The 21,909-nt window shown below is 71.5% G+C and carries 18 protein-coding genes and 1 riboswitch; of the genes, 14 read left to right on the top strand and 4 right to left on the bottom strand.

What is annotated here, in order from left to right:
• Positions 1-80 precede the first annotated feature (80 nt).
• The gene (locus ACFVXJ_RS05470; RefSeq protein WP_389659033.1) at positions 81-1,328 is read left to right on the top strand and encodes an Ig-like domain-containing protein; all 1,248 of its coding nucleotides are present in this window, start codon (positions 81-83) and stop codon (positions 1,326-1,328) included.
• 154 nt (positions 1,329-1,482) lie between these two features.
• Here the strand turns inward: ACFVXJ_RS05470 and ACFVXJ_RS05465 are convergent, their stop codons facing one another.
• Complete coding sequence (locus ACFVXJ_RS05465) at positions 1,483-1,884, bottom strand: hypothetical protein (protein ID WP_389659030.1); 402 nt, start codon at positions 1,882-1,884, stop codon at positions 1,483-1,485.
• A gap of 201 nt (positions 1,885-2,085) precedes the next feature.
• On the opposite strand from ACFVXJ_RS05465, the gene ACFVXJ_RS05460 reads away from it, so the two are divergent.
• From ACFVXJ_RS05460 to ACFVXJ_RS05435, 6 genes are all read left to right on the top strand, one after another.
• Positions 2,086-2,706 (top strand): heme-copper oxidase subunit III, encoded by a 621-nt coding sequence (locus ACFVXJ_RS05460; RefSeq protein WP_389659027.1) that lies wholly within the window; start codon positions 2,086-2,088, stop codon positions 2,704-2,706.
• A 75-nt stretch (positions 2,707-2,781) separates the two neighbouring features.
• Entirely contained in the window at positions 2,782-3,591 is an 810-nt protein-coding gene (locus ACFVXJ_RS05455; protein WP_361135647.1) for a c-type cytochrome, read from the top strand.
• Positions 3,588-4,646 (top strand): Rieske 2Fe-2S domain-containing protein, encoded by a 1,059-nt coding sequence (locus ACFVXJ_RS05450; RefSeq protein ID WP_389659024.1) that lies wholly within the window; start codon positions 3,588-3,590, stop codon positions 4,644-4,646. Before ACFVXJ_RS05455 ends, ACFVXJ_RS05450 begins: the two co-directional genes overlap by 4 nt.
• The gene (locus tag ACFVXJ_RS05445; protein WP_389659021.1) at positions 4,643-6,274 is read left to right on the top strand and encodes a cytochrome bc complex cytochrome b subunit; all 1,632 of its coding nucleotides are present in this window, start codon (positions 4,643-4,645) and stop codon (positions 6,272-6,274) included. Before ACFVXJ_RS05450 ends, ACFVXJ_RS05445 begins: the two co-directional genes overlap by 4 nt.
• 178 nt (positions 6,275-6,452) lie before the next feature.
• Positions 6,453-7,517 carry an anthranilate phosphoribosyltransferase gene (trpD, locus tag ACFVXJ_RS05440; protein ID WP_389659018.1) on the top strand — a complete coding sequence of 355 codons (1,065 nt, stop codon included), beginning with the start codon at positions 6,453-6,455 and terminating at the stop codon, positions 7,515-7,517.
• Positions 7,518-7,700: 183 nt separating this feature from the next.
• Positions 7,701-7,817, top strand: a riboswitch (SAM riboswitch).
• Positions 7,818-8,030: 213 nt separating this feature from the next.
• A complete protein-coding gene (locus ACFVXJ_RS05435; protein ID WP_389659015.1) occupies positions 8,031-9,440 on the top strand; it encodes an aminotransferase class V-fold PLP-dependent enzyme in 1,410 nt (469 codons plus the stop codon).
• Between the two features lie 1,013 nt (positions 9,441-10,453).
• Here the strand turns inward: ACFVXJ_RS05435 and ACFVXJ_RS05430 are convergent.
• Together ACFVXJ_RS05430 and ACFVXJ_RS05425 are read right to left on the bottom strand one after the other, a co-directional pair.
• A complete protein-coding gene (locus ACFVXJ_RS05430) occupies positions 10,454-10,735 on the bottom strand; it encodes an Lrp/AsnC family transcriptional regulator (RefSeq protein ID WP_007263678.1) in 282 nt (93 codons plus the stop codon).
• On the bottom strand, positions 10,732-11,457 hold the full coding sequence (locus ACFVXJ_RS05425; protein ID WP_389659011.1) for a rhomboid family intramembrane serine protease: 726 nt from the start codon (positions 11,455-11,457) through the stop codon (positions 10,732-10,734). The genes ACFVXJ_RS05430 and ACFVXJ_RS05425 overlap by 4 nt, the downstream gene beginning before the upstream one ends.
• A 156-nt stretch (positions 11,458-11,613) precedes the next feature.
• Here ACFVXJ_RS05425 and ACFVXJ_RS05420 point away from each other — a divergent pair, with 156 nt between their 5' ends.
• The 7 genes from ACFVXJ_RS05420 (at position 11,614) to ACFVXJ_RS05390 (ending at position 20,053) form a co-directional block, all read left to right on the top strand.
• Complete coding sequence (locus tag ACFVXJ_RS05420; protein WP_389659008.1) at positions 11,614-11,853, top strand: hypothetical protein; 240 nt, start codon at positions 11,614-11,616, stop codon at positions 11,851-11,853.
• Between the two features lie 40 nt (positions 11,854-11,893).
• Positions 11,894-13,258 carry an NYN domain-containing protein gene (locus ACFVXJ_RS05415; protein WP_389660057.1) on the top strand — a complete coding sequence of 455 codons (1,365 nt, stop codon included), beginning with the start codon at positions 11,894-11,896 and terminating at the stop codon, positions 13,256-13,258.
• A 300-nt stretch (positions 13,259-13,558) separates the two neighbouring features.
• Entirely contained in the window at positions 13,559-14,587 is a 1,029-nt protein-coding gene (locus ACFVXJ_RS05410; RefSeq protein ID WP_389660054.1) for an NlpC/P60 family protein, read from the top strand.
• Positions 14,588-14,835: 248 nt separating this feature from the next.
• The gene (locus tag ACFVXJ_RS05405) at positions 14,836-15,879 is read left to right on the top strand and encodes an NlpC/P60 family protein (protein ID WP_389659005.1); all 1,044 of its coding nucleotides are present in this window, start codon (positions 14,836-14,838) and stop codon (positions 15,877-15,879) included.
• A gap of 25 nt (positions 15,880-15,904) precedes the next feature.
• Positions 15,905-17,068 carry a hypothetical protein gene (locus tag ACFVXJ_RS05400; RefSeq protein ID WP_389659002.1) on the top strand — a complete coding sequence of 388 codons (1,164 nt, stop codon included), beginning with the start codon at positions 15,905-15,907 and terminating at the stop codon, positions 17,066-17,068.
• Positions 17,069-17,092: 24 nt separating this feature from the next.
• Positions 17,093-18,235 carry a glycosyltransferase family 4 protein gene (locus ACFVXJ_RS05395; protein WP_389658998.1) on the top strand — a complete coding sequence of 381 codons (1,143 nt, stop codon included), beginning with the start codon at positions 17,093-17,095 and terminating at the stop codon, positions 18,233-18,235.
• 201 nt (positions 18,236-18,436) lie between these two features.
• On the top strand, positions 18,437-20,053 hold the full coding sequence (locus ACFVXJ_RS05390) for a GMC oxidoreductase (protein WP_389658995.1): 1,617 nt from the start codon (positions 18,437-18,439) through the stop codon (positions 20,051-20,053).
• Between the two features lie 18 nt (positions 20,054-20,071).
• Here the strand turns inward: ACFVXJ_RS05390 and ACFVXJ_RS05385 are convergent, their stop codons facing one another.
• Positions 20,072-21,868 (bottom strand): AMP-dependent synthetase/ligase, encoded by a 1,797-nt coding sequence (locus ACFVXJ_RS05385; protein WP_389658992.1) that lies wholly within the window; start codon positions 21,866-21,868, stop codon positions 20,072-20,074.
• Positions 21,869-21,909: the final 41 nt, after the last annotated feature.

The raw sequence follows: 21,909 nt of genomic DNA, 5'->3' as shown, positions 1-21,909 counted from the left end.
CTCCAACGGAGGAGTCCGGGCTCCCTCGTTTGCAGTCACCCCGCGCGCCGTAATTGTCATATCTTCATAGCGTTGGCTCCATGAAGCACTCACCGCGTCTTTGGACGGTACTCGGCTGCTCCCTGCTGGTCGCGTCCCTCGGGGCCGGCGCCACCGCGTGCGGGGGGTCCGACGACAACCCGCTGTCCGCCCGCCCGTACGACGCGGGCGACCACGTCGCTTTCAACCAGGCCGCCGGCGGGCGTCCCGTCGACCCCAACCGGCCGCTGGAAGTCACCTCGAAGGGCACCGGCAACCGGATCACCGACGTGACCGTCGTGGACACCCACGGCCGCCGCCTGGCGGGCGAACTCTCCGCCAAGGGCGACCGGTGGCACAGCACCGCCCCGATGGCCGCCGGTGTGCGCTACACGGCCACCGTGAGCACGGAGAACGAGCGGGGCGCGCCCGGGCAGCGCACGCTGACGTTCGACACCACCCCGGCCAAGAAGGTCCTCCAGGTGGAATTCGGCCCGGACGCGGGCAAATACGGCGTCGGGCAGCCCCTCACGGCCGAACTGAGCGAGCCGGTCCACGACAAGGCGGCCCGCGCCCTCGTGGAGCGCGGCCTGGTCGTGGACGTGCCGTCCGGCGTCGAGGGCGCCTGGCACTGGGTGGACGACAAGAAGCTGCACTTCCGCCCCAAGGACTACTGGCCGGCCCACTCCACGGTCTCCGTCCGGAGCAACCTGGAGGGCGTCAAGGTCACCGACGACCTCTACGGCACCGCCAGCAAGCCGCTGACGCTGGAGATCGGCGACCGCGTCGAGGTCACCACCGACGCGGCGTCGCACTACCTCACGTTCAAGCGCAACGGAGAAGTGATCAACACCATTCCGGTGACCACCGGAAAGCCCGGCTTCTCCACCCGCAACGGCATCAAGGTGGTCCTGGGCAAGCAGTACTACGTCCAGATGCGTGGCGACACCGTCGGCATCGGCGGCAGCGAGTACTACAACCTGCCCGTCTACTACGCGACGCGCGTCACCTGGAGTGGTGAATACGTCCACGCCGCGCCGTGGTCCGTCGGCTCCCAGGGCTACGAGAACGTCAGCCACGGCTGCACCGGAATGAGCACCGGCAACGCCGCCTGGTTCTACGAGAACATCACCGAGGGCGACATCGTCAAGGTGATCAACAGCATCGGCGAGGACATGGACACCTTCGGCAACGGCTACGGCGACTGGAACATGGACTGGAAGGACTGGCGCGAGGGCAGCGCCCTCGTCGGCGGCACCCAGGAAGGCCGCAACGCGGTCGACCAGGCCCGACTGCGCCCGCAGGTCTGAACCGGCCCCGCACGCGCGCCCGGTCGCCCCGAGCGGCCCCGCGAGCCCCCAGCGGCCCCCAATCGGCCGCCACGGGCCGCCGGCGGCCCCCAACCGGCCCCCGCGAGCCCCAGAGGCTCCCGACGGGCCGGTTCCGCTTGAGCGGTGCCCCCCGCTACGCGTCCAGGGACAGTCGGGCCCGCAGCAGGCGTGCCAGGGTCTCCGGGAACTCCACCGGGTCGACCGGAAGGGTGACGGCCGCGTCCGCGCGGCTCCAGGTCGCCAACCAGGCGTCCTGCGGGCGCCCCATGAGCAGCAGCACCGGGGGACAACGGAAGATCTCGTCCTTGATCTGCCGGCACACGCCCATGCCGCCCGCCGGCACGGCCTCGCCGTCCAGCACGCACGCGTCCACACCGCCCTCGTCCAGGGCCTTGAGGACCGCGGGCAGCGTCGCGCACTCCAGGAACTCCACCGGCGGCAGGTCCGCGGCCGGCCTGCGCCCGGCGGCCGACCGCACCTGCTCCCGGGTGCCCGCGTCGTCGCTGTAGACCAGAACTCGCGCAGTCGCCCGCATTTCGTTCCTCCACGTGTGCCCGTGAATCACGTTGATGTTGCGCGGGATGCTACTCCGTCCGACCGGTTGTCAACATCGGTTCGGCCGGCCTCGCGGAGACCCGCCGGTCAGCCGATCTGATGGGCCGTTCGGGCCTTGCACACCCCTCTGACACTCCGAACGGCACCCCCCGGGGTGAGGGCGGGATAAGCGACCGACATAATGTCGGTCGTGGCGACAGCAACGACAGTAGATACCGGGCACGCGCACCCGACGGTCAACCGGCCGAACCTCGTCAGCGTCGGAACCATCATCTGGTTGAGTTCCGAGCTGATGTTCTTCGCGGCCCTCTTCGCGATGTACTTCACCCTGCGATCCGTGACGGGCGCCGAGTACTGGACAGAGCAGGCTTCGGCCTTGAACCTGCCCTTCTCGGCGACGAACACCACGATCCTGGTGCTCTCCTCCCTCACCTGCCAGCTCGGCGTATTCGCCGCCGAGCGCGGTGACGTGAAGAAGCTCAGGACGTGGTTCATCATCACGTTCGTCATGGGTGCGATCTTCATTGGCGGCCAGGTGTTCGAGTACACCAGTCTGGTCAAGGAGGAGGGACTCTCCCTCAAGTCCGGACCGTACGGATCGGTGTTCTACCTGACCACCGGCTTCCACGGTCTGCACGTGACGGGCGGTCTCATCGCCTTCCTGCTGGTCCTCGGCCGGACCTACGCGGCCAAGAGGTTCACCCACGAACAGGCCACGTCGGCCATCGTCGTGTCCTACTACTGGCACTTCGTCGATGTCGTCTGGATCGGCCTCTTCGCGACGATCTACCTGATCAAGTAGCGAACACGTCGCCGGGCACGCCCGGCAATCCATCCAGAAACACCGACGCAGAAGATCCTGACACCGGGGTAATCCGTGAAAAAGCTCTCCGCACGACGACGCCATCCGCTGGCGGCGGTCGTCGTTCTACTCCTCGCGCTGGCGGCCACTGGGGGGCTTTACGCCGCCTTCGCCCCCGCGGGCAAGGCGCAGGCCGATGAAACCGCCCAGTCCCTCGCCATCGAGGAGGGCAAGAAGCTCTACGCCGTGGGCTGCGCAAGCTGCCACGGAACCGGCGGTCAGGGTTCCACTGACGGCCCCAGCCTGGTCGGCGTCGGCTCCGCGGCCGTCGACTTCCAGGTGAGCACGGGTCGCATGCCGGCCCAGCAGCCCGGCGCGCAGATCCCGGCGAAGCCTCCGGTCTACACGCAGGCCCAGATCGACCAGCTGGCCGCGTACATCTCCTCCCTGGGAGCCGGCCCGTCCGTGCCCACCCAGAAGCAGGTCGACCCGGCGGGTGCCGACATCGCCAAGGGTGGCGAACTGTTCCGCAACAACTGCGCGCAGTGCCACAACTTCACCGGCGAGGGCGGCGCCCTGACGCACGGCAAGTACGCCCCCAACCTGGCGGACGTCTCGCCGAAGCACATCTACGAGGCCATGCTCACCGGCCCGCAGAACATGCCCTCCTTCCCCGACAGCACGATGCCGGAGAAGCAGAAGAAGGACATCATCGCGTACCTCCAGAACGTGAACGGCGACAAGTCGGTCAGCCCTGGCGGCCTGAAGCTCGGTGGCCTCGGCCCCGTCTCCGAGGGTCTGTTCGGCTGGATCTTCGCTCTGGGTGCGCTGATCGCTGTCGCCGTCTGGGTCGCGGCCCACACCGCTAAGGCCAAGAAGTCATGAGTAGCCAAGACATTCCCGAAGAGAAGCACCTGCCGAGCGAGCAGGGCGACGCGCACCACGGTGGCGTAGCGGTCGCGGACGACCCGTTCGCCGACCCGGGCCTGCCGGTCCACAAGCCGCGCATCCAGGACATCGACGAGCGGGCCGCCAAGCGGTCCGAGCGCGTGGTCGCGATGCTGTTCACGCTGTCGATGCTGGCCACGATCGGCTTCATCGCCGCGTACGTGACCATCCCCGTCGACAAGTACGTCTACATCTTCCCCATCGGGAAGGTGAGCGGCCTGAACTTCGCCCTCGGCCTGACCCTGGGCACGGCCCTCTTCTGCATCGGCGCGGGCGCGGTCCACTGGGCCCGCACCCTGATGTCCGACGTGGAGGTCGCCGACGAGCGCCACGCCATCGCGGCGCCGCCGGAGGTCAAGGCCAAGGTCCTCCAGGACTTCGCCGACGGTGCGAGCGAGTCGGCCATCGGCCGTCGTCCGCTGATCCGCAACACCATGCTGGGCGCGCTGGCCATGCTGCCGCTGTCCGCCGTGATGATCATGCGCGATCTGGGCCCGCTGCCCGAGGACAAGCTGCGCAAGACCCTGTGGGCCAAGGGCAAGCTGCTCATCAACCAGAACACGATGGAGCCGCTGCGTCCCGAGGACGTGGTCGTCGGTTCGCTGACCTTCGCCATGCCCGAGGGCCTGGAGGAGACGCAGCACGACTTCCAGAACCAGATCGCCAAGGCCGCCCTGATGATCGTCCGGCTCCAGCCGCAGGACATCAAGGACAAGCGGGAGCTGGAGTGGTCCCACGACGGCATCGTGGCCTTCTCCAAGATCTGCACCCACGTCGGCTGCCCGATCAGCCTGTACGAGCAGCAGACGCACCACGTGCTCTGCCCGTGCCACCAGTCCACCTTCGACCTCTCCGACGGCGCCCGAGTCATCTTCGGCCCCGCTGGTCACGCGCTTCCGCAGCTGCGGATCGGCGTCAATGACGAAGGCTTCCTCGAAGCGCGCGGCGACTTCGAAGAGCCCGTCGGTCCTGCATTCTGGGAGCGCGGATGAGCACTGCCACCACCACCGACAGTCAGCGCAAAGCGCCCGCCGGCGAGCGGGTAGCGGACTGGGCCGACGGCCGCCTGGGCATCTACAGCCTGGCCAAGTCGAACATGCGCAAGATCTTCCCGGACCACTGGTCCTTCATGCTCGGTGAGATCTGCCTCTACAGCTTCATCATCATCATCCTCACGGGTGTGTACCTGACGCTGTTCTTCCACCCGAGCATGAACGAGGTCGTGTACCACGGCCCGTACGTGCCGATGCAGGGCGTCCAGATGTCCGAGGCGTTCGCCTCGACGCTCGACATCAGCTTCGACGTCCGCGGCGGTCTGCTCATCCGGCAGATCCACCACTGGTCGGCGCTCATCTTCGTCGCGGCCATGGTCGTGCACATGATGCGCGTGTTCTTCACCGGCGCGTTCCGCAAGCCGCGTGAGGTCAACTGGATCTTCGGCTTCCTGCTGCTGGTCCTCGGCATGTTCACCGGTTTCACCGGTTACTCCCTGCCGGACGACCTGCTCTCGGGCACCGGTGTCCGCTTCATGGAGGGCGCGATCCTGTCCGTGCCGATCGTCGGCACGTACCTGTCGTTCTTCCTCTTCGGCGGCGAGTTCCCCGGCGGCGACTTCGTCGCGCGGTTCTACTCGATCCACATCCTGCTGCTGCCCGGCATCATGATGGGCCTGCTGGTGGCCCACCTGATCCTGGTCTTCTACCACAAGCACACCCAGTTCGCGGGTCCCGGCAAGACGAACAACAACGTCGTCGGCATGCCGCTGCTGCCGGTCTACATGGCCAAGGCCGGAGGCTTCTTCTTCCTGGTCTTCGGTGTCATCGCGGCCATCGCGGCGCTCGCCTCGATCAACCCGATCTGGGCGATCGGCCCGTACCGCCCGGACCACGTGTCCACCGGCGCGCAGCCCGACTGGTACATGGGTATGCCGGAAGGCCTGATCCGTGCCATGCCGGGCTGGGAGATCAACCTGTGGGGCCACACCCTCGTCCTGGGCGTGTTCATCCCGCTGCTGCTCTTCCCGCTGGTGCTGGGCGCGATCGCGGTGTGGCCGTTCATCGAGTCCTGGGTCACCGGGGACAAGCGTGAGCACCACCTGCTGGACCGCCCGCGCAACGTCCCGACCCGCACGGCCTTCGGTGTCGCCTGGATCGCGGAGTACATCGTCCTGCTGATCGGCGGTGGAAACGACATGTTCGCGCAGTACTTCCACCTCTCGATCAACAACATCACCTGGTTCGTCCGGATCGGCTTCTTCGTCGTCCCGGTCCTGGCCTTCATCGCCGCCAAGCGGATCTGCCTCGGCCTCCAGCGTCGGGACCACGACAAGGTGCTGCACGGTCGCGAGACCGGCATCATCAAGCGGCTCCCGCACGGTGAGTTCGTCGAGATCCACGAGCCGCTGCCGCAGGCCAAGCTGCACACGCTCACCTCGCACGAGCAGTACCGGCCGGTCGAACTCGGCCCGACGGTGGACGAGAACGGCGTGGAGCGCAAGCCCAAGGCCACGCAGAAGCTCCGCGCGAAGCTGAGCAAGGGCTTCTACGCGGAGAACAACCAGATTCCGAAGCCCACGGTGGAGGAGTACAAGGAGATCCAGAGCGGCCACGGCCACCACTGATCCCCGCATGACCGCTTGAGGGATTGATTCAGGTCAATCCCGGTGTCGCCACGGTGAGAGCCCCGTCCAGGGTCTGGACGGGGCTCTTCGCCGTCCGCCCCCGCTGGATAGGCTGAGGGCCTTCCCATTCGACGTGGGCGGCGATTTACGGGGCGGCCCACTAGCGCAGGAGCGGACCATGAACGTTGCGACCCCGGCAGGCGGCGACAGCGTGGCGGCCCGCGGATGGCCGGGCGTACTCGACGCCCTGCTGACCGGCCGGGACCTGAGCGCCGACGACACGGCCTGGGCCATGGACCGGATCATGCGCGGGGAAGCCACCGACGCCCAGATCGCCGGCTTCGCGGTCGCCCTGCGGGCCAAGGGGGAGACGGTCGCCGAGATCAACGGCCTGGTGCGGGCCATGTACGCCCATGCCAACCTGATCGAGGTCCCGGGCCGCACCGTGGACATCGTCGGCACCGGCGGCGACGGGGCCAAAACGGTGAACATCTCCACGATGTCCGCGATCGTGGTGGCCGGTACGGGCGCCAAGGTCGTCAAGCACGGCAACCGGGCCGCCTCCTCCGCGAGCGGGGCCTCCGACGTCCTGGAGAAGCTCGGCGTCAACCTCGACCTCAGCCCGGCGCGGGTGGTGGAGGTCGCGGAACAGGCCGGTGTCACCTTCTGCTTCGCGGTGAAGTTCCACCCCGCGCTGCGGCACGTGGCCGCGGCCCGCAAGGAACTGGGCATCCGCACCACCTTCAACTTCCTTGGCCCGCTGACCAATCCGGCGCGGGTCAGGGCGCAGGCGACCGGTGTGGCGGACGCCCGGGTGGCCCCCATCGTGGCGGGCGTGCTCGCCGAACGCGGCTCCTCGGCCCTGGTCTTCCGCGGCGACGACGGCCTCGACGAACTGACGACGACGGCCACCTCCCGGGTGTGGTGGGTGCGCGACGGCGCGGTGACGGAGCAGCCCTTCGACCCGCGTGACGTCGGCATCGACCTCGTGGACGTGTCGGCGCTGCGGGGCGAGGACGCCTCGTACAACGCCGATGTGGCGCGCAGGCTGCTGGCGGGCGAGACGGGGCCCGTGCGGGACGCGGTGCTGCTGAACTCGGCGGCCGCCCTCGTGGCGCTCGACCCGGGCAGCGGCTCCCTGGAGGAGCAGATCGCGACGGGCATCGCCCGTGCGGCCGAGGCCATCGACTCGGGCGCGGCCCGGGCGGCGCTGGAGCGCTGGGTGGCGGCGAGCAACGCGTAGTCCGTGGCCGGGCGGTGCGTAGGCCCTGGCCGGGCGGGTGCGCGGGGCTCATCCGGGCCCGGGTACGGCGGCCGGAGGCCGCTGCGGCCCGGCGACGCGAGAACGGCGTGAAAGAACCGACCCCGGTCCAGCATGCGGACCGGGGTCTTGCGCGTGGGGGATCTTGTGGCAGGATGCTGACCAGGTCACGAGTGACAGCGTTTTGGCCCCGGCTCGCTGTCCGGCAACCCTCCTTCCGTGGCGGGGTGCCCCGGGTGATGACCAGGCCGTAGGCAGTGAGGTCTACGGCAAGCGCGGATCCCTCGACACCAGGGATCCTGGTCCTCGAGGAGCGTTTTCCGTGAGCAAGCGAATGCGATAGGGCGTCTCCGCCCCTTCTTCACCCCTCGGAACAGGGCCGCTTCCGCGTACCCGGACCCCGAGGCATCCCCGTACCCCGGTCGGTCGCCGAGCCGTACCCGCGTACGGGCAGACACCGAAGCCATTCCGCCCTGCCTGCCGGGAGATACCGCCATGTCCGCATCCCTGAACGCCACCGCCGAGCACGCTTCCGCCGAGCACGCTTCCGTCGACGCGGTGTGCGCCGACACCGCGTGTGTCGAGCCGCTGCCCGTCCTCGGTCGGGACGTCACCGTCCCGCTCGTCACCGGCGGCGAGGTCAGCTACGCGGCCCTCGACTACGCGGCCAGCGCGCCGGCGCTCCAGCGGGTGTGGGACGACGTGGCCGCGTACGCCCCGTACTACGGCAGCGTGCACCGCGGCGCCGGGTACCTCTCGCAGCTCTCCACCGACCTGTTCGAGCAGAGCCGGGTCACGGTCGCGGAGTTCCTGGACTGCCGCCCCGCCGACCAGGTGATCTTCACCCGGTCCACGACCGACTCGCTGAACCTGCTCGCCGCCGCGCTCCCCGCGGACTGCCGGGTGTTCGTCTTCGAGACCGAGCACCACGCCTCGCTGCTGCCCTGGGGCAACGCGCGGGTCACCTACCTCAACGCGCCGCGCACCCCCGACGAGGCGGTCGCCACGTTGGAGCGGGCGCTGGCCGGACGGGACCCCTACGGCCCGGCGCTGGTGTGCGTCACCGGCGCGTCCAACGTCACGGGTGAACTGTGGCCGGTGCGGGAACTCGCCGCGGCGGCGCACGCCCACGGCGCGCGGATCGTGCTGGACGCCGCCCAACTGGCGCCGCACCACCCCGTCTCGGTGAGAGAACTGGACGTGGACTGGGTCGCCTTCTCCGGGCACAAGTTGTACGCGCCGTTCGGCTCGGGCGTGCTGGCGGGGCGGGCCGACTGGCTCCAGGAGGCGGAGCCGTACCTGGCCGGCGGCGGCGCCTCGCGGAAGGTGGCCCGGCGCGAGGACGGCGGCGTGGACGTCGAGTGGCACACCACCGCCGCCCGCCACGAGGCCGGCTCCCCGAACGTCATCGGCGTCTACTCCATCGCCTCCGCCTGCCGGGCGCTGACGGAGGCGGGCTTCGAGGGCCTCGTCGCCCGGGAGCGGCAGCTGATCGCGAAGGTCCGCGAGGGTCTGGCGGAGGTCCCGGAGGTCCGGGTGCTTTCCCTGTTCGGGGACGAGGCGCCGCGGGTCGGCGTCATCTCGTTCGTGGTGGACGGCTGGAACAGCTCCCACTTCGCCGCCGCGCTGTCCGCCGAGTACGGGATCGGCGTCCGCGACGGCCTTTTCTGCGCCCACCCGCTGGTGCGGACGCTGCTGGGCAGCGAGCCGCAGGCCCAGGGCGAATGCGGAGCGCCGGAGGCGGCGCCGGGGGAGCGGTCGCTCAACGCGATCCGCGTCAGCTTCGGCGCCGGCACCCCCGACGAGCACGTGGACCGCTTCGTCCGCGCGGTGCGGGAGCTGGTCGCGGACGGCGCGAAGTGGAACTACCGCACGGAAGAAGGCCGCTGCGTGCCGGTTTCCTGACGCGCCCCGCAGTTTCCTGACGCGCCCCTCGCGCGGCTCGGCCCTGGCGGGCCTCCCCGGCTTCGCGCCGCTGCGCCGAACTCCGTCCGGCGTCGGTGGGGCGGTGGTTCGAGGGCGGGCTGGTGCGGGGGGTACTCGGCCTGGCGGCCGGGTGGTCGCACGCTCGGGAAACGCGCGGGCACCCTGGGCGAGGCCCGCGCCCTCAGCCGGTGCTCGCGCCGGGGGCGCCGGTACTCGGCCCGATTGGGTGGCCGCATGCGTCGCGGTGGCCGTGTGGGTGTGGCGCGCGAGCCCGGCCGGTGCTCGGGCGTCGGTGGCGTAAGCGGGCTCGCCGGGGGCCGGTACTCGGCCCGGGCGATGGGGCGGCCGCGCGCGGAGGCGGTCGCCGCCTGGGCGCGGCACGCGCCCCCCGGCTGGGTCCACGGACGGTCACGACCAGGCGCGGTCCGTGGCTTCGGGTGGCAGAACGCCCCCGCCGGCCCGGGGCGGAACCGGCGGCGCTTTCCGGGGCCGTTCTACCGGTCGGCGCCGCGACCCGCCTGACGGGCCCGGGCAGTCGGCCCGTCGAGGAACCTGGGCAGCCCCGCTGTAGGGAGCTCGTGCCCGTATCGGCCCCGGGCGGGCGGGTCGCCGGCTCGGGAGGGGGGAACGTGGAGGGTGTCCGACCGCTCCAAGGAGCGCGACTGGCGCAACACGCCCGGGCCGTTCTACGGAGTCGGACCGGCACCTGCCGGACGGCGCGGCTGCCGGGCGCCCGCCAACATGCCGTACGACGGCGATCGGGGACGTTCACCGGCAGGGCGGAGAACCCTTGCCATATGACGGCGACCGGGAGCGTTCACCGGTAGGCCGCGACCGGGCGGAGATCCGGTGCCGTCACGACGGCGACCGGGGGCGCGCGCCGGTAGGGCGGAGGCCCTCGTCGGACGCTCGGGGGCCGGAGGTGGGCCGCTCCTGCGACGGGGACCCTGGGCGGTCGTGGAGGGCCGCCTGCGTCAAACCCCGGCCAGGGGCTACGCGTCGAGGCCGATGGCGAAGGCCGCTTCCAGGTCGTGCTGGGAGTACGTGCGGAACGCCACGTGGGTGTCCGTCGCCTCCACACCCGGGATCTTGCTGATGCGGCCCGGGATGATGTCCGCCAGGTTCTCGTGGCGGGCGACGCGGACCAGCGCGATGAGGTCGTAGGTGCCGGTGACGGAGTAGACCTCGCTGACGCTGTCCAGCTGCGCGATGGACTCGGCGATCTCGGGGATCCGGTCCACGCTGGTCTTGATGAGCACGATCGCGGTGATCACGGTTGGCTGTCTCCCTCGCCGGCAGTCACTGGTCGCCTCACTCTAGTCGTACGCCGATACCGCACCCAGGCGTAGGCGAACCCGACGGAGAAGCCCACCACGTGCGCCAGGTACGCCACCCCCGGCCCGCTCGCCGCCCGGTGCGCCGCCAGCCACTGCAGGACGAACCAGAACATCAGCACGATCCACGCGGGGAACCGCAGCGGCAGGAAGAACAGGAACGGGAACAGGCTCGTCACCCGGGCCCGCGGGAACAGACACAGGAAGGCCCCCAGGACCGCCGAGATCGCCCCCGACGCGCCGACCAGCGTCTGGTCCGAGGAGGCGTGGGCCGCCGCGTACGCCGCCAGCGCCAGATACCCCGTGGCGACGTAGAAGAGCAGGAACGCCGGGCGCCCCATCCGCTCCTCCGCCATCGCGCCGAACACGTGCAGGAACAGCATGTTGCCGAGCAGGTGCAGCCAGCTCCCGTGCACGAACAGCGCCGTCAGCGGCGTCAGCAGGGCCCGGGCCGTCCCCCCGAAGAGTTCGTCCGGGACCACGCCCCAGCGCCGGAAGTACGCGGTCCCCGTCTCCAATAACAGGTCACCCGTCCCGTAGACCGGGTTCAGACCGGAGGCGGGCCCGAGGACGAACACCACACAGCAGCCCGCGATCAGCGCGCGGGTGACCACCGGGCCCCGCACGACCTCCCCGAGGGCAGCCTGCCACCTTACGATCATGCGACAGAGCATGACGCAGCAGAGCCCCCGTCCGGGCGGTGCCAGGCCGTAGGGTGACGTGGTTGCCTACCGAGGCCCGCCGAAGGCCGCCATCGGCCCCCGACGGCTCCGCCGGGCGGCTTTAATTGAATGAGCTACGAAGGAGAGAGCGTCCTGATGACGGTTCCCCTGCCGACAGCCACCACCCGGTGGCGCTGCACCCTGTGCGGCAACCTCACGCGCTTCGACGTCACCCGTTCGTCGAAGGTCGTGGAGTACGTCCACCTGGACCTCGCCGGGGAGCCCACGGTCGAGGAGCGGGAGGTGGTCAATGAGACCATCGAGTCGGTCCGCTGCCGCTGGTGCAACGCGGTGGACCAGATCGAGCTTGTGGACAGGCCGGGCACGGACTCCTGACGGGAGCCGGGCCCACAGTAGATCACGGTAGGGGTGACGGATTGTGGAGCCAGCAAGCGGCGCTGAGCCGGCCGACGCGGCCGGCGACGCCGCGGAGGTGCTCGACCGCCCGCTGCCGGAAGGCGTGCGGCGCCGGGTCATCGCGCTCGTCTCGGACGCCTTCGGCGGTCTGACGGTCGCGGACCTGCCCGCGCAGCTGCGCCAGTACGCCCGGTTCACCCCGACCCGGCGCGCCAAGTTCGCCGGGAACGCGATGGCGGCGGCCGTGGAGACGGACCCCGTCTTCCGCGGGCGCGTCGCCGAGAAGCTCCGCGACGCCCAGACGGAACTGGCCGGGGCGCTGGAGTGCGGGGCCCCGCCGGCCGCCGCCGATCCGCTGGACGTGGCGGCGGCCGCGTACATCCTGCGGCCGTCCGGCTGGGTCAAGCTGGTCGCCGCCGCCGGCGAGGAGGTCCAGCGCGCCGACGCCGAGCGGGTCGGTGACGAGACCCGGCGCGAGCTGGAGCGGCTGCGCGAGGAGCTGGCCCAGGCGCGCGCTTCGCAGCGCTCGGGCGATGAGCAGGTGCGGGCCGAGCTCGACGCCGTCCGCAAGGAAGCGGAATCGCTTCAGCGCAAGCTGCGCAGCGCCCAGAGCGACGTCAAGCGGGGCGAGGCGGCCCTGCGCAAGCTGACCGCGGAGGTCGACGGCATCCGCGGCGACGCGGCCGCCCGGGTCGCCGCCGCCGAGAGCGAGAGCCGCCGGCTCAAGTCCCGTCTGGCCGAGGTGGAGTCGGCGCTGGAGACCTCGCGCCGGGCCACCCGCGAGGGACGCAGCATCGAGGACATGCGACTGCGGCTGCTGCTGGACACCGTCCTCGACGCGGCTGCCGGGCTGCGCCGCGAGCTGGCGCTGCCGCCGGTCTCCACGCGGCCCGCCGACACGGTGGACGCGGTGGAGCCCGGCCGGATGACGCCCAAGGACATCGCGGCACGGGCCTTGTCCGAGACCGATCCGGCGTTGCTGGACCAGCTGTTGGCGCTGCCCCAGGCGCATCTGGTGGTCGACGGCTACAACGTGACGAAGACCGGCTACCCGACGATGCCGCTGGAGAAGCAGCGGCTGAGGCTGCTGGGCGGGCTGTCGATGCTGGCCGCCCAGACGGGCGCGGAGATGACGTGTGTCTTCGACGGCGCCGAGCTGGCCGCGCCGGTGCTGCTCGCGCCGCCGCGCGGGGTGCGGGTGCTGTTCTCCAAGGCGGGCGTCACGGCGGACGAGCTGATCCGCCAACTGGTGCGGGCGGAGCCGTCCGGCCGCCCGGTGGTCGTGGTGTCCACCGACCGCGAGGTCGCGGACGGCGTGGCCAAGTACGGAGCCCGTCCGGTTACGTCCGCCTTGTTGCTCAAGCGGCTTTCGCGCGTTTCGTGATGTTCGCCCGTGGGTGCGGCGGATCGACCCTTCTCGCCAAGTAGCGTGAGGAATGCCGGAATTGGCGGTGCGTCGTCGGAACGTACCGTCAAGTTCTCGGCACCCAGTGTTGACGGCGTGTGAAGAAGTCGGTGAGGGGCCGATTTTTTGCTCCCGGGGATTTGAACTGATCGCGGCCGGGTCACTAGGGTCTGTTCAAACCTTCGTGCGGTAGGTCACTCATTCGGGGTGACGGCGAAGGTGCCGCCGAGCGTGTCGCGTTCCGTTTCCGGCGGCGTGAGGAAGAAGGAGCTCGCCTTCGTGGCGTCCCACCGTCGACCCAAGCAGCCGAGCCGTTCGCGCGTGACCGCGCTCACCGCGTTCGCCGCCGCCGCTGTCGCCCTCTCCTCGCAGTCGGCCATGGCCGCCCCGGACAAGCCCAACAAGGACGAGGTCAAGGCCAAGGTCGACGCCCTCTACGGGGAGGCGGAGCAGGCCACCGAGAAGTTCGACGGAGCCAAGGACCGCCAGGACAAGCTCGAAAAGGAGATCGCGCAACTCCAGGACCAGGTCGCGCGCGGCCAGCTCGAACTCAACGAGATGCGCAACACGTTGGGCTCGATGGCCAGCGCCCAGTACCGCACCGGCGGCATCGACCAGTCCCTCACCCTCCTGCTGTCCGACGACCCGCAGAGCTACCTCGACAAGGCGTCCACGTTCCAGCAGTTGAGCGGGAAGCAGATCGAGACCATCGGCAGGATCCAGGCCAAGCAGCGCTCCCTGGCCCAGCAGCGCCAGGAGGCCGCCGGCAAGCTCGCCGACCTCGACGCCACCCGCAAGGAGCTCGGCGAGCAGAAGAAGGCCGCCCAGGACAAGCTCGCCGCGGCCCAGGCCCAGCTGAACACGCTGAGCGCGCAGGACCGGGCGGCGCTCCAGGACGAGAACAACAAGTCCAGCAGCAGCGCGGCCAAGAACGCCGGCAACGTCAAGGGTTCGGGCCGGGCGGGCGCCGCGCTCGCCGCCGCCGCGTCCGTGAAGGGCGCCACGTACCACATGGGCGACACCGGCCCCGACTCCTTCGACTGCTCGGGACTGACGCAGTGGGCCTACGCGCAGGCCGGTGTCAGCATCTCCCGCACCACCTACACCCAGGTGAACGACGGCACCCGCATCGGCCGCAGCGAACTCCAGCCCGGTGACCTCGTCTTCTTCTTCAGCGACCTGCACCATGTAGGCCTTTACGCGGGCAACGGCCAGGTCCTCCATGCCTCCCACCCGGCCCCGAACGGCGGCGTCAAGTACGAGCCGATGGACGACATGCCGTTCCAGTTCGGCGTCCGCGTCGGCTGAGCCGCCGCACACCGCACGCCCACCAGGACGCGCCGTACACCGCCCATCCGGGCGAATCACGCGGCGCCGCCCTGACCGCACGCCCCGCCGGTGACCTGCGTCTCCGACGGGGCGTCGGCGTGTGTACCCCCGGACGGCCGTTGGTCGGTGCCCGGCGGCGCCGCTACTGTCTGCCGCGCGGAACCCGGCACACGGCCGTCCACGGGGGACGGACCCGGGTTGCGCGCAGCGCAAGGGAGCGGTTTCACGTGGCGTCCCATCGCCGGCCCGGGCTCACCGGCCTCGACCGGAGCATCAAGCTCACCGCCTTCACCGCCGCCGCGGCCGGCGCCGCCGTCGCCCTGACGGGGGCCGTCGCGAGCGCGGCCCCGAGCCTGCCCCAGGACTCCCCGGCGGGCGCCCGCGCCCAGGTCGACCGGCTCTTCGAGGAGGCCGAGCAGGCCACCGAGCGCTTCAACGAGGCCGACGAGAAGGCCGGCAAGCTCCGGGCCGAGATCGGCCGCGCACAGGACGCCGTGGCCCGCGGCCAGGACCGCATCAACACCATGCGCGGCGTCCTCGGCGCCTTCGCCGGGGCCCAGTACCGCTCCGGCGGCCTCGACCCCGCCCTCGCGCTGATGCTGTCCGAGGACCCCGACGGCTACCTCGACAACGCCGCCGTCCTCGACCGGCTCAGCGGCCGACAGGCCCGACAACTCGCCGAATTACGCGAGGAGCAGCGCCGGCTCGGCCAGGAGCGCCAGGAGGCGTCCGGGAAGCTGGCCGAGCTGGAGGCGCTCCGCTCGGACGTCGCACGGCACAAGCGGGACATCACGGCGAAGCTCGCGGAGGCCCGCCGGCTGCTCGACGCGATGCCCTCCGAGGAGCGCGCCGACTTCGAACGGGCCTCGCGCTCCGGGGACCGCGCCGACGCGCTGCCCGACCTGTCCTCGGCCGTGCCCGCCTCGTCCCGGGCCGCGGCCGCCGTGCGCGCGGCACGGGCCGCGGTCGGACGGCCGTACGTGTGGGGTTCCACCGGCCCGTCCGGTTTCGACTGCTCCGGGCTGATGGTGTGGTCCTACCGCCAGGCCGGGGTGTCCCTGCCGCGCACCTCGCAGGAGCAGCGGTACGCGGGCCGGCGGGTGCCGCTGTCGCAGGCGCAGCCGGGGGACCTGGTGACGTACCGCTCGGACGCCAGCCACGTCGCCATGTACGTCGGCAACGGCCAGGTGGTCCACGCCCCCTACCCGGGGGCCCGGGTGCGCTACGACCCGGTCGGGATGATGCCGGTGTCCTCGGTGACCCGGCCCTGACGGGCGGGGTGCGTACGATCGGTCGGTGCCCCCTGGTCGCCGCCTCGTACGCCCTCTGCGCCCCGTGCGTCCTCTGCGCCTGGTGCGCCTCGTACGCCCCCTCGCGTTCGCACTGCTGCTGTGCCCGCTCCCGACCGGCTGCGGCGCCGCTCCCGCCGACACCACCGACCCCGCCGTCCGGCGGGCCGTCGCCGACTGGGCCGCCGCCCCGCCCGCCCGGCTCGCCGGTATCCCGCTGCAAGGGTGGTCCTACGAGGTCACCTCCGTGCGTCGGGACGGCGCACGCGCCTTCGCGCGGGCGGCCCTGCACTACCGGCTGGCCGGCTACGACCCCGCCCCGGCGGACGCGCGGCGCGAGGTGGAACTGGCACGGGTCGGCGCGGACGGCTGGCGGGTCACGGCCGACCGGCCCGCGCCGGGCGCGCCGCCGCAGCTGTGGGACCAGGGCGCGGTGACGGCCGTACGGGGCGCGCACGCGCTGGTGCTGGGCGTCGGCCAGGACCAGCGGACGCTGTCCGGGATCGCGGCGGAGGCCGACCGGGCGGTGCCCGCGGTGAGCGCCGCCTGGCCGCGGCCCTGGGCGGGCCGGGTGGTGGTGCTCGTCCCGGCGACCCTCGACGCGATGGCGGCGCTGCTGGGGCAGCCGGCCGACGCGTACCGGGGGATGGGCGCCGTCACCACCGGCCGGGTGGGGACCGGGCCGGCCCCGGCCGACCGGGTCGTGGTCAACCCGGAGGGCTACGCGGGCCTGTCCGAGGCGGGCCGGGGCGTCGTGCTGACCCACGAGACGACCCATGTGGCGACCCGCGCCGCGACCTCCGCGTCGACCCCGCTGTGGCTGTCCGAAGGCTTCGCGGACTGGGCCGCGTACCGGGCCGGCGGTCGCGGGCCGGCCGAGGCCGCGCCGGAGCTGGCCCGCGCGGTGCGGCGGGGCGAGCTGCCGGGCGCGTTGCCGGCGGACGCCGACTTCGCCTTCGGCGGCGACCCGGAGTCATCGGCCCGGTCGTACGAGGGCGCGTGGCTCGCCTGCCGGCTCATCGCGGCCAGGTGGGGCGACGCGGCGCTGGTGCGGCTGTACGAGGCGGCGGGCCACGCACCCCTGCCGACGGCCTTGCAGCAGACCCTGGGGGTCGATCAGGACGAGCTGACCCGGGCCTGGCGCGAGGCCCTGCGGGAGCAGCTCGGATAGGGGCGTCGGGTACGTTGGCTGGCGATGCACAAGACGTTGATCGTGACCAATGACTTCCCGCCGCGACCGGGCGGTATCCAGGCATTCCTGCACAACATGGCGCTGCGGCTGGATCCCGACCGGATCGTCGTCTACGCCTCCACCTGGAAGCACGACGAGGAGGGCCGTGCGGCCACCGCCGCCTTCGACGCGGAGCAGCCGTTCCGGGTGGTGCGCGACCGGACGACGATGCTGCTGCCGACGCCCCGTGTCACCCGGCGGGCGGTGGAACTGCTGGGCGAACACGGCTGCGAGTCGGTGTGGTTCGGCGCGGCGGCCCCGCTGGGGCTGATGGGCCCGGCGCTGCGGAGGGCGGGGGCCCGGCGGATCGTCGCGACCACGCACGGGCACGAGGCGGGCTGGGCGCAACTGCCGGCCGCCCGGCAGTTGCTGCGGCGGATCGGCGAGGGCACCGACACCCTGACCTACCTGGGGGAGTACACGCGTACCCGGATCGCCTCGGCGTTGACCCGGCCGGCGGCGGCGCGGATGACCCAACTGCCGCCCGGCGTCGACGAGAAGACCTTCCACCCCGGCTCGGGCGGGGCGGCGGTACGGGCCCGGCTGGGCCTGACCGACCGGCCGGTGGTGGTGTGCGTGTCCCGGCTCGTGCCGCGCAAGGGGCAGGACACCCTGATCGAGGCCATGCCGCGGATCCTGGCGGCGGTGCCGGACGCGGTCCTGCTGATCGTGGGCGGCGGCCCGTACGAGGCGGACCTGCGGGCGATGGCCGCCTCCACCGGCGTCGCCGACTCGGTGGTCTTCACCGGGTCGGTCCCCTGGGCGGAACTGCCCGCCCACTACGGCGCCGGGGACGTCTTCGCGATGCCGTGCCGGACCCGGCGCGGCGGCCTCGACGTCGAAGGCCTCGGCATCGTCTACCTCGAAGCCTCCGCGACCGGCCTGCCCGTGGTCGCGGGCGACTCGGGCGGGGCGCCGGACGCGGTACTGGACGGGGAGACCGGCTGGGTGGTCCGGGGCGGAGCGCCGGACGAGGCGGCGGACCGGATCGTGACCCTGCTGCTGGACCCGGAGCTGCGCCGCCGGATGGGTGAGCGCGGCCGGGCCTGGGTCGAGGAGAAGTGGCGCTGGGACCTGCTGGCGGAGCGCCTGCGCGAGTTGTTGTAGTCCCCGCCCCTGTCCCCGCCCCCGCTTTCGCGGGGCGGGGGAGGGGATTATCGCCTCTCGCGGTCGATCTCGGGACCCGGTCCGGCGAACCGGGCGGACGCGGGCGGGACCGGGCTACGGTCGCGACATGTCTGACTGTTACTCACAAGCGTGTCAGTGTGCGTTATGGCCGGTTGGGCGGAACCCGCTCATGATGCGCCCATGACCCCCAACCTGACGCGCCGTCAACTCCTCGGGATCGGCGCCCTCCAGACCGCCGCCGTCCTCGGGTTCACCCGTATCGGACTCTCCTCGGCCGCCGCCGTCGAACCCCCCGCCGCCCGGTACGCCCCCGCCATCGTCGTCGGCTCCGGGTACGGGGCCGCCGTCGCGGCCCTGCGCCTCGGGCAGGCCGGCGTGCGGACCGTCGTGCTCGAAATGGGCCGGCTCTGGGACACCCCCGGGCCCGACGGGAAGGTGTTCCCCTCCACCTCCGCCCCCGACCAGCGCTCCATGTGGTTCCGCAACCGCACCGAGGCGCCGCTCGCCCAGTTCCTCTGGCTCGACGTCGTCAACCGCGACATCAACCCGTACCCCGGCGTCCTCGACCGGGTGAACTACGGCGGCATGTCCGTGTACGTGGGACGCGGCGTGGGCGGCGGCTCGCTCGTCAACGGCGGCATGTCGCCCACACCCCGCAGGTCCTACTTCGCCGAGGTGCTGCCCCGCGTCGACGCCGACGAGATGTACGGCACCTACTACCCCCGCGCCCGCGCCATGCTCGGTGTCAACGACATCGACCCCGCCTGGTTCGAATCCACCGAGTGGTACCGCTTCGCCCGGATCTCCCGCAAACACGCCCGGAACACCGGGCTCAAGACCACCTTCGTGCCCAACGTCTACGACTTCGGCTACATGCAGCGCGAAGCGGCCGGCACCGCCACCAGATCCGCCCTCGCCGGCGAGGTGATCTACGGCAACAACCACGGCAAGAAGAGCCTCGACAAGACCTATCTCGCCGCCGCCCTCGGCACCGGCAACGTCACCATCGAGACCCTCCAGCGGGTGGTCGCCGTACGCCAGGACCCGGCCGGGGGGTACGTGCTGACCGTCCGCACCATCGACCTCACCGGGCGGGTCACCCGGACCCGCGAACTCGGCTGCGCGCAGCTCTTCCTCGGGGCCGGCAGCCTCGGCACCACCGAGATCCTTCTGCGCGCCCGCGAGACGGGCGCGCTGCCCGCGCTGGGGGAGCAGGTCGGACTGGGCTGGGGCCACAACGGCAACGTCATGACCGCCCGCGCCAACCACCTCTGGGACACGGTCGGCGCGAACCAGGCCACCATGCCCGCCCTCGGCATCGACGACTGGGACAACGCGGCCAACCCGGTCTTCGCCGAGATCGCCCCGCTGCCCATGGGCTTCGAGCACTGGATCTCGATGTACCTGGCCATCACCAAGAACCCCGAGCGCGGCCACTTCACGTACGACGCGGCGAGCGACTCGGCGCGGCTGAACTGGACCCGGGACCAGAACACCCCGTCCGTCGCCGCCGCCAAGAACCTCTTCGACCGCGTGAACCGGGCCAACGTCACGATCTACCGCTACGACCTGTTCGGCGACAACAAACCCTTCGCCGACGACTTCACCTACCACCCGCTCGGCGGCTGTGTGCTCGGCGAGGCCACCGACGACTACGGCCGCGCCAAGGGCTACCGGGGGCTGTACGTCGTCGACGGCTCGCTGATCCCCGGCTCGCTGGGGGTGAACCCCTTCGTCACGATCACCGCCCTCGCCGAGCGGAACATGGCGCGGATCCTCGCGGAGGACCCGCGCTGAGCCCCCCGCCGGACCTCCCTAGCCCCGGTAGAGGGCGTCGATCTCGTCCGCGAAGTCCTTGGCCACCACGTTGCGCTTGAGCTTCAGCGACGGCGTGATGTGGCCCGACTCCTCGGTGAACTGGGCGGAGAGGATACGGAACTTCCGCACCGACTCCGCCTTGGAAACCGCCGCGTTGCCGTCGTCCACCGCCTGCTGGACGGCGGCGATGAGGTCCGCGTCCTCGCGCAGCTCCGCCGCCGTCACCCCGGCCGGCTTGCCGTGCTCGGCGGCCCACCGGCCGAGGAACTCCTCGTCGATGGTGACCAGCGCGGCCACGAACGGCCGCGCGTCGCCGACCACCATGCATTCCGCGACCAGCGCGTGGGCGCGGATGCGGTCCTCGATCACCGCGGGCGCCACGTTCTTGCCGCCGGCCGTGACGATGAGCTCCTTCTTGCGTCCGGTGATCGCGAGGTAGCCGTCCTCGTCGAGGGTGCCGACGTCGCCGGTGTGGAACCAGCCGTCGGACAGCGCCTCGGCGGTCGCCGCCTCGTTGTTCCAGTAGCCCGTGAAGACGTGTTCGCCGTGCACCAGCACCTCGCCGTCGTCGGCGATGCGCACCACCGAGCCGGGCAGCGGCTGGCCGACCGTGCCGATCTTGGTCCGGTCCCACGGGTTGAAGGCGGTGGCCGCGCAGGACTCGGTCAGGCCGTAGCCCTCCAGGACCGTGAAGCCGATGCCGCGGAAGAAGTGGCCGAGCCGCTCGCCCAGCGGGGCCCCGCCGGAGATCGCGTACTCGCCGCGCCCGCCGAGGACGGTGTGCAGCTTGCTGTAGACCAGCCTGGTGAAGAGCTTGTGCTTGAGCCGCAGTCCGAGGGACGGGCCGCCCGGGGCGTCGAGGGCGCGGCTGTAGGCGATGGCCGTCTCGGCGGCGGCGTCGAAGATCTTGCCCTTGCCGTCGGCCTGGGCCTTGGCGCGCGCCGAGTTGTAGACCTTCTCGAAGACGCGCGGCACCCCGAGGATCAGCGTCGGCTTGAAGGACGCCAGCTCGTCGGTCAGGTTCTTGATGTCCGGTACGCAGCCCAGGCGGATCGGTGCCAGTACGGACGCCACCTCCACCAGGCGCCCGAAGACGTGCGCGGCCGGCAGGAAGAGCAGCACGGAGCACTCGCCGGTGCGGAACAGCGGGCTGAGGCGCTCCACGACGTTGCCGCACTCGGCGAAGAAGTTGCGGTGGGTCAGCACGCAGCCCTTGGGGCGGCCGGTGGTGCCCGAGGTGTAGACGATGGTGGCCGTGTCGTCGGCGTTCGCGAGCGAGGACCGCCGGTCGACCTCGTCGTCGGAGATCTGCGCGCCGGCCGCCTTGAGCGTCTCGAAGGCGCCCTGTTCGATCTCCCAGACCTCGCGCAGCTCCGGCAACCGGTCGCGCAGGGCGGCCACGGTCGCGCTGTGCCCCGGGCTCTCGGCGATCACCGCAGCGGCGCCGGAGTCCCCGAGGATCCACTGGATCTGCTCGGGCGAGCTGGTCTCGTACACGGGGACGGTGACGGCGCCCGCGCTCCAGATCGCGAAGTCGAACAGCACCCACTCGTAGCGGGTGCGGGAGATCAGGGCGACGCGCTCGCCGGGCTGGACGCCGGCCGCGATCAGGCCCTTGGCCGCGGCGCGGACCTCGGCGAGGAACTCGGTCGCCGTCACGTCCTGCCAGCGGCCGTCGACCTTGCGGCTCATGACGGCGGTGTCTGGATGCTGGGCGGCGTTGCGGCGGATGAGATCCGTCAGGTTCCCGTCCGACGGGACCTCGTACAGGGCCGGAAGGCTGAACTCGCGCAAGACTGCTGCTCCTCTGGGCGCCATCGCCACCGTGTGGACCG

Source organism: Streptomyces sp. NPDC058279 (genome assembly GCF_042881255.1).
GTDB lineage: Bacteria > Actinomycetota > Actinomycetes > Streptomycetales > Streptomycetaceae > Streptomyces.
The sequence above is the reverse complement of the archived record's forward strand: the minus strand, read 5'-3'. Positions and strand labels throughout refer to the sequence as shown.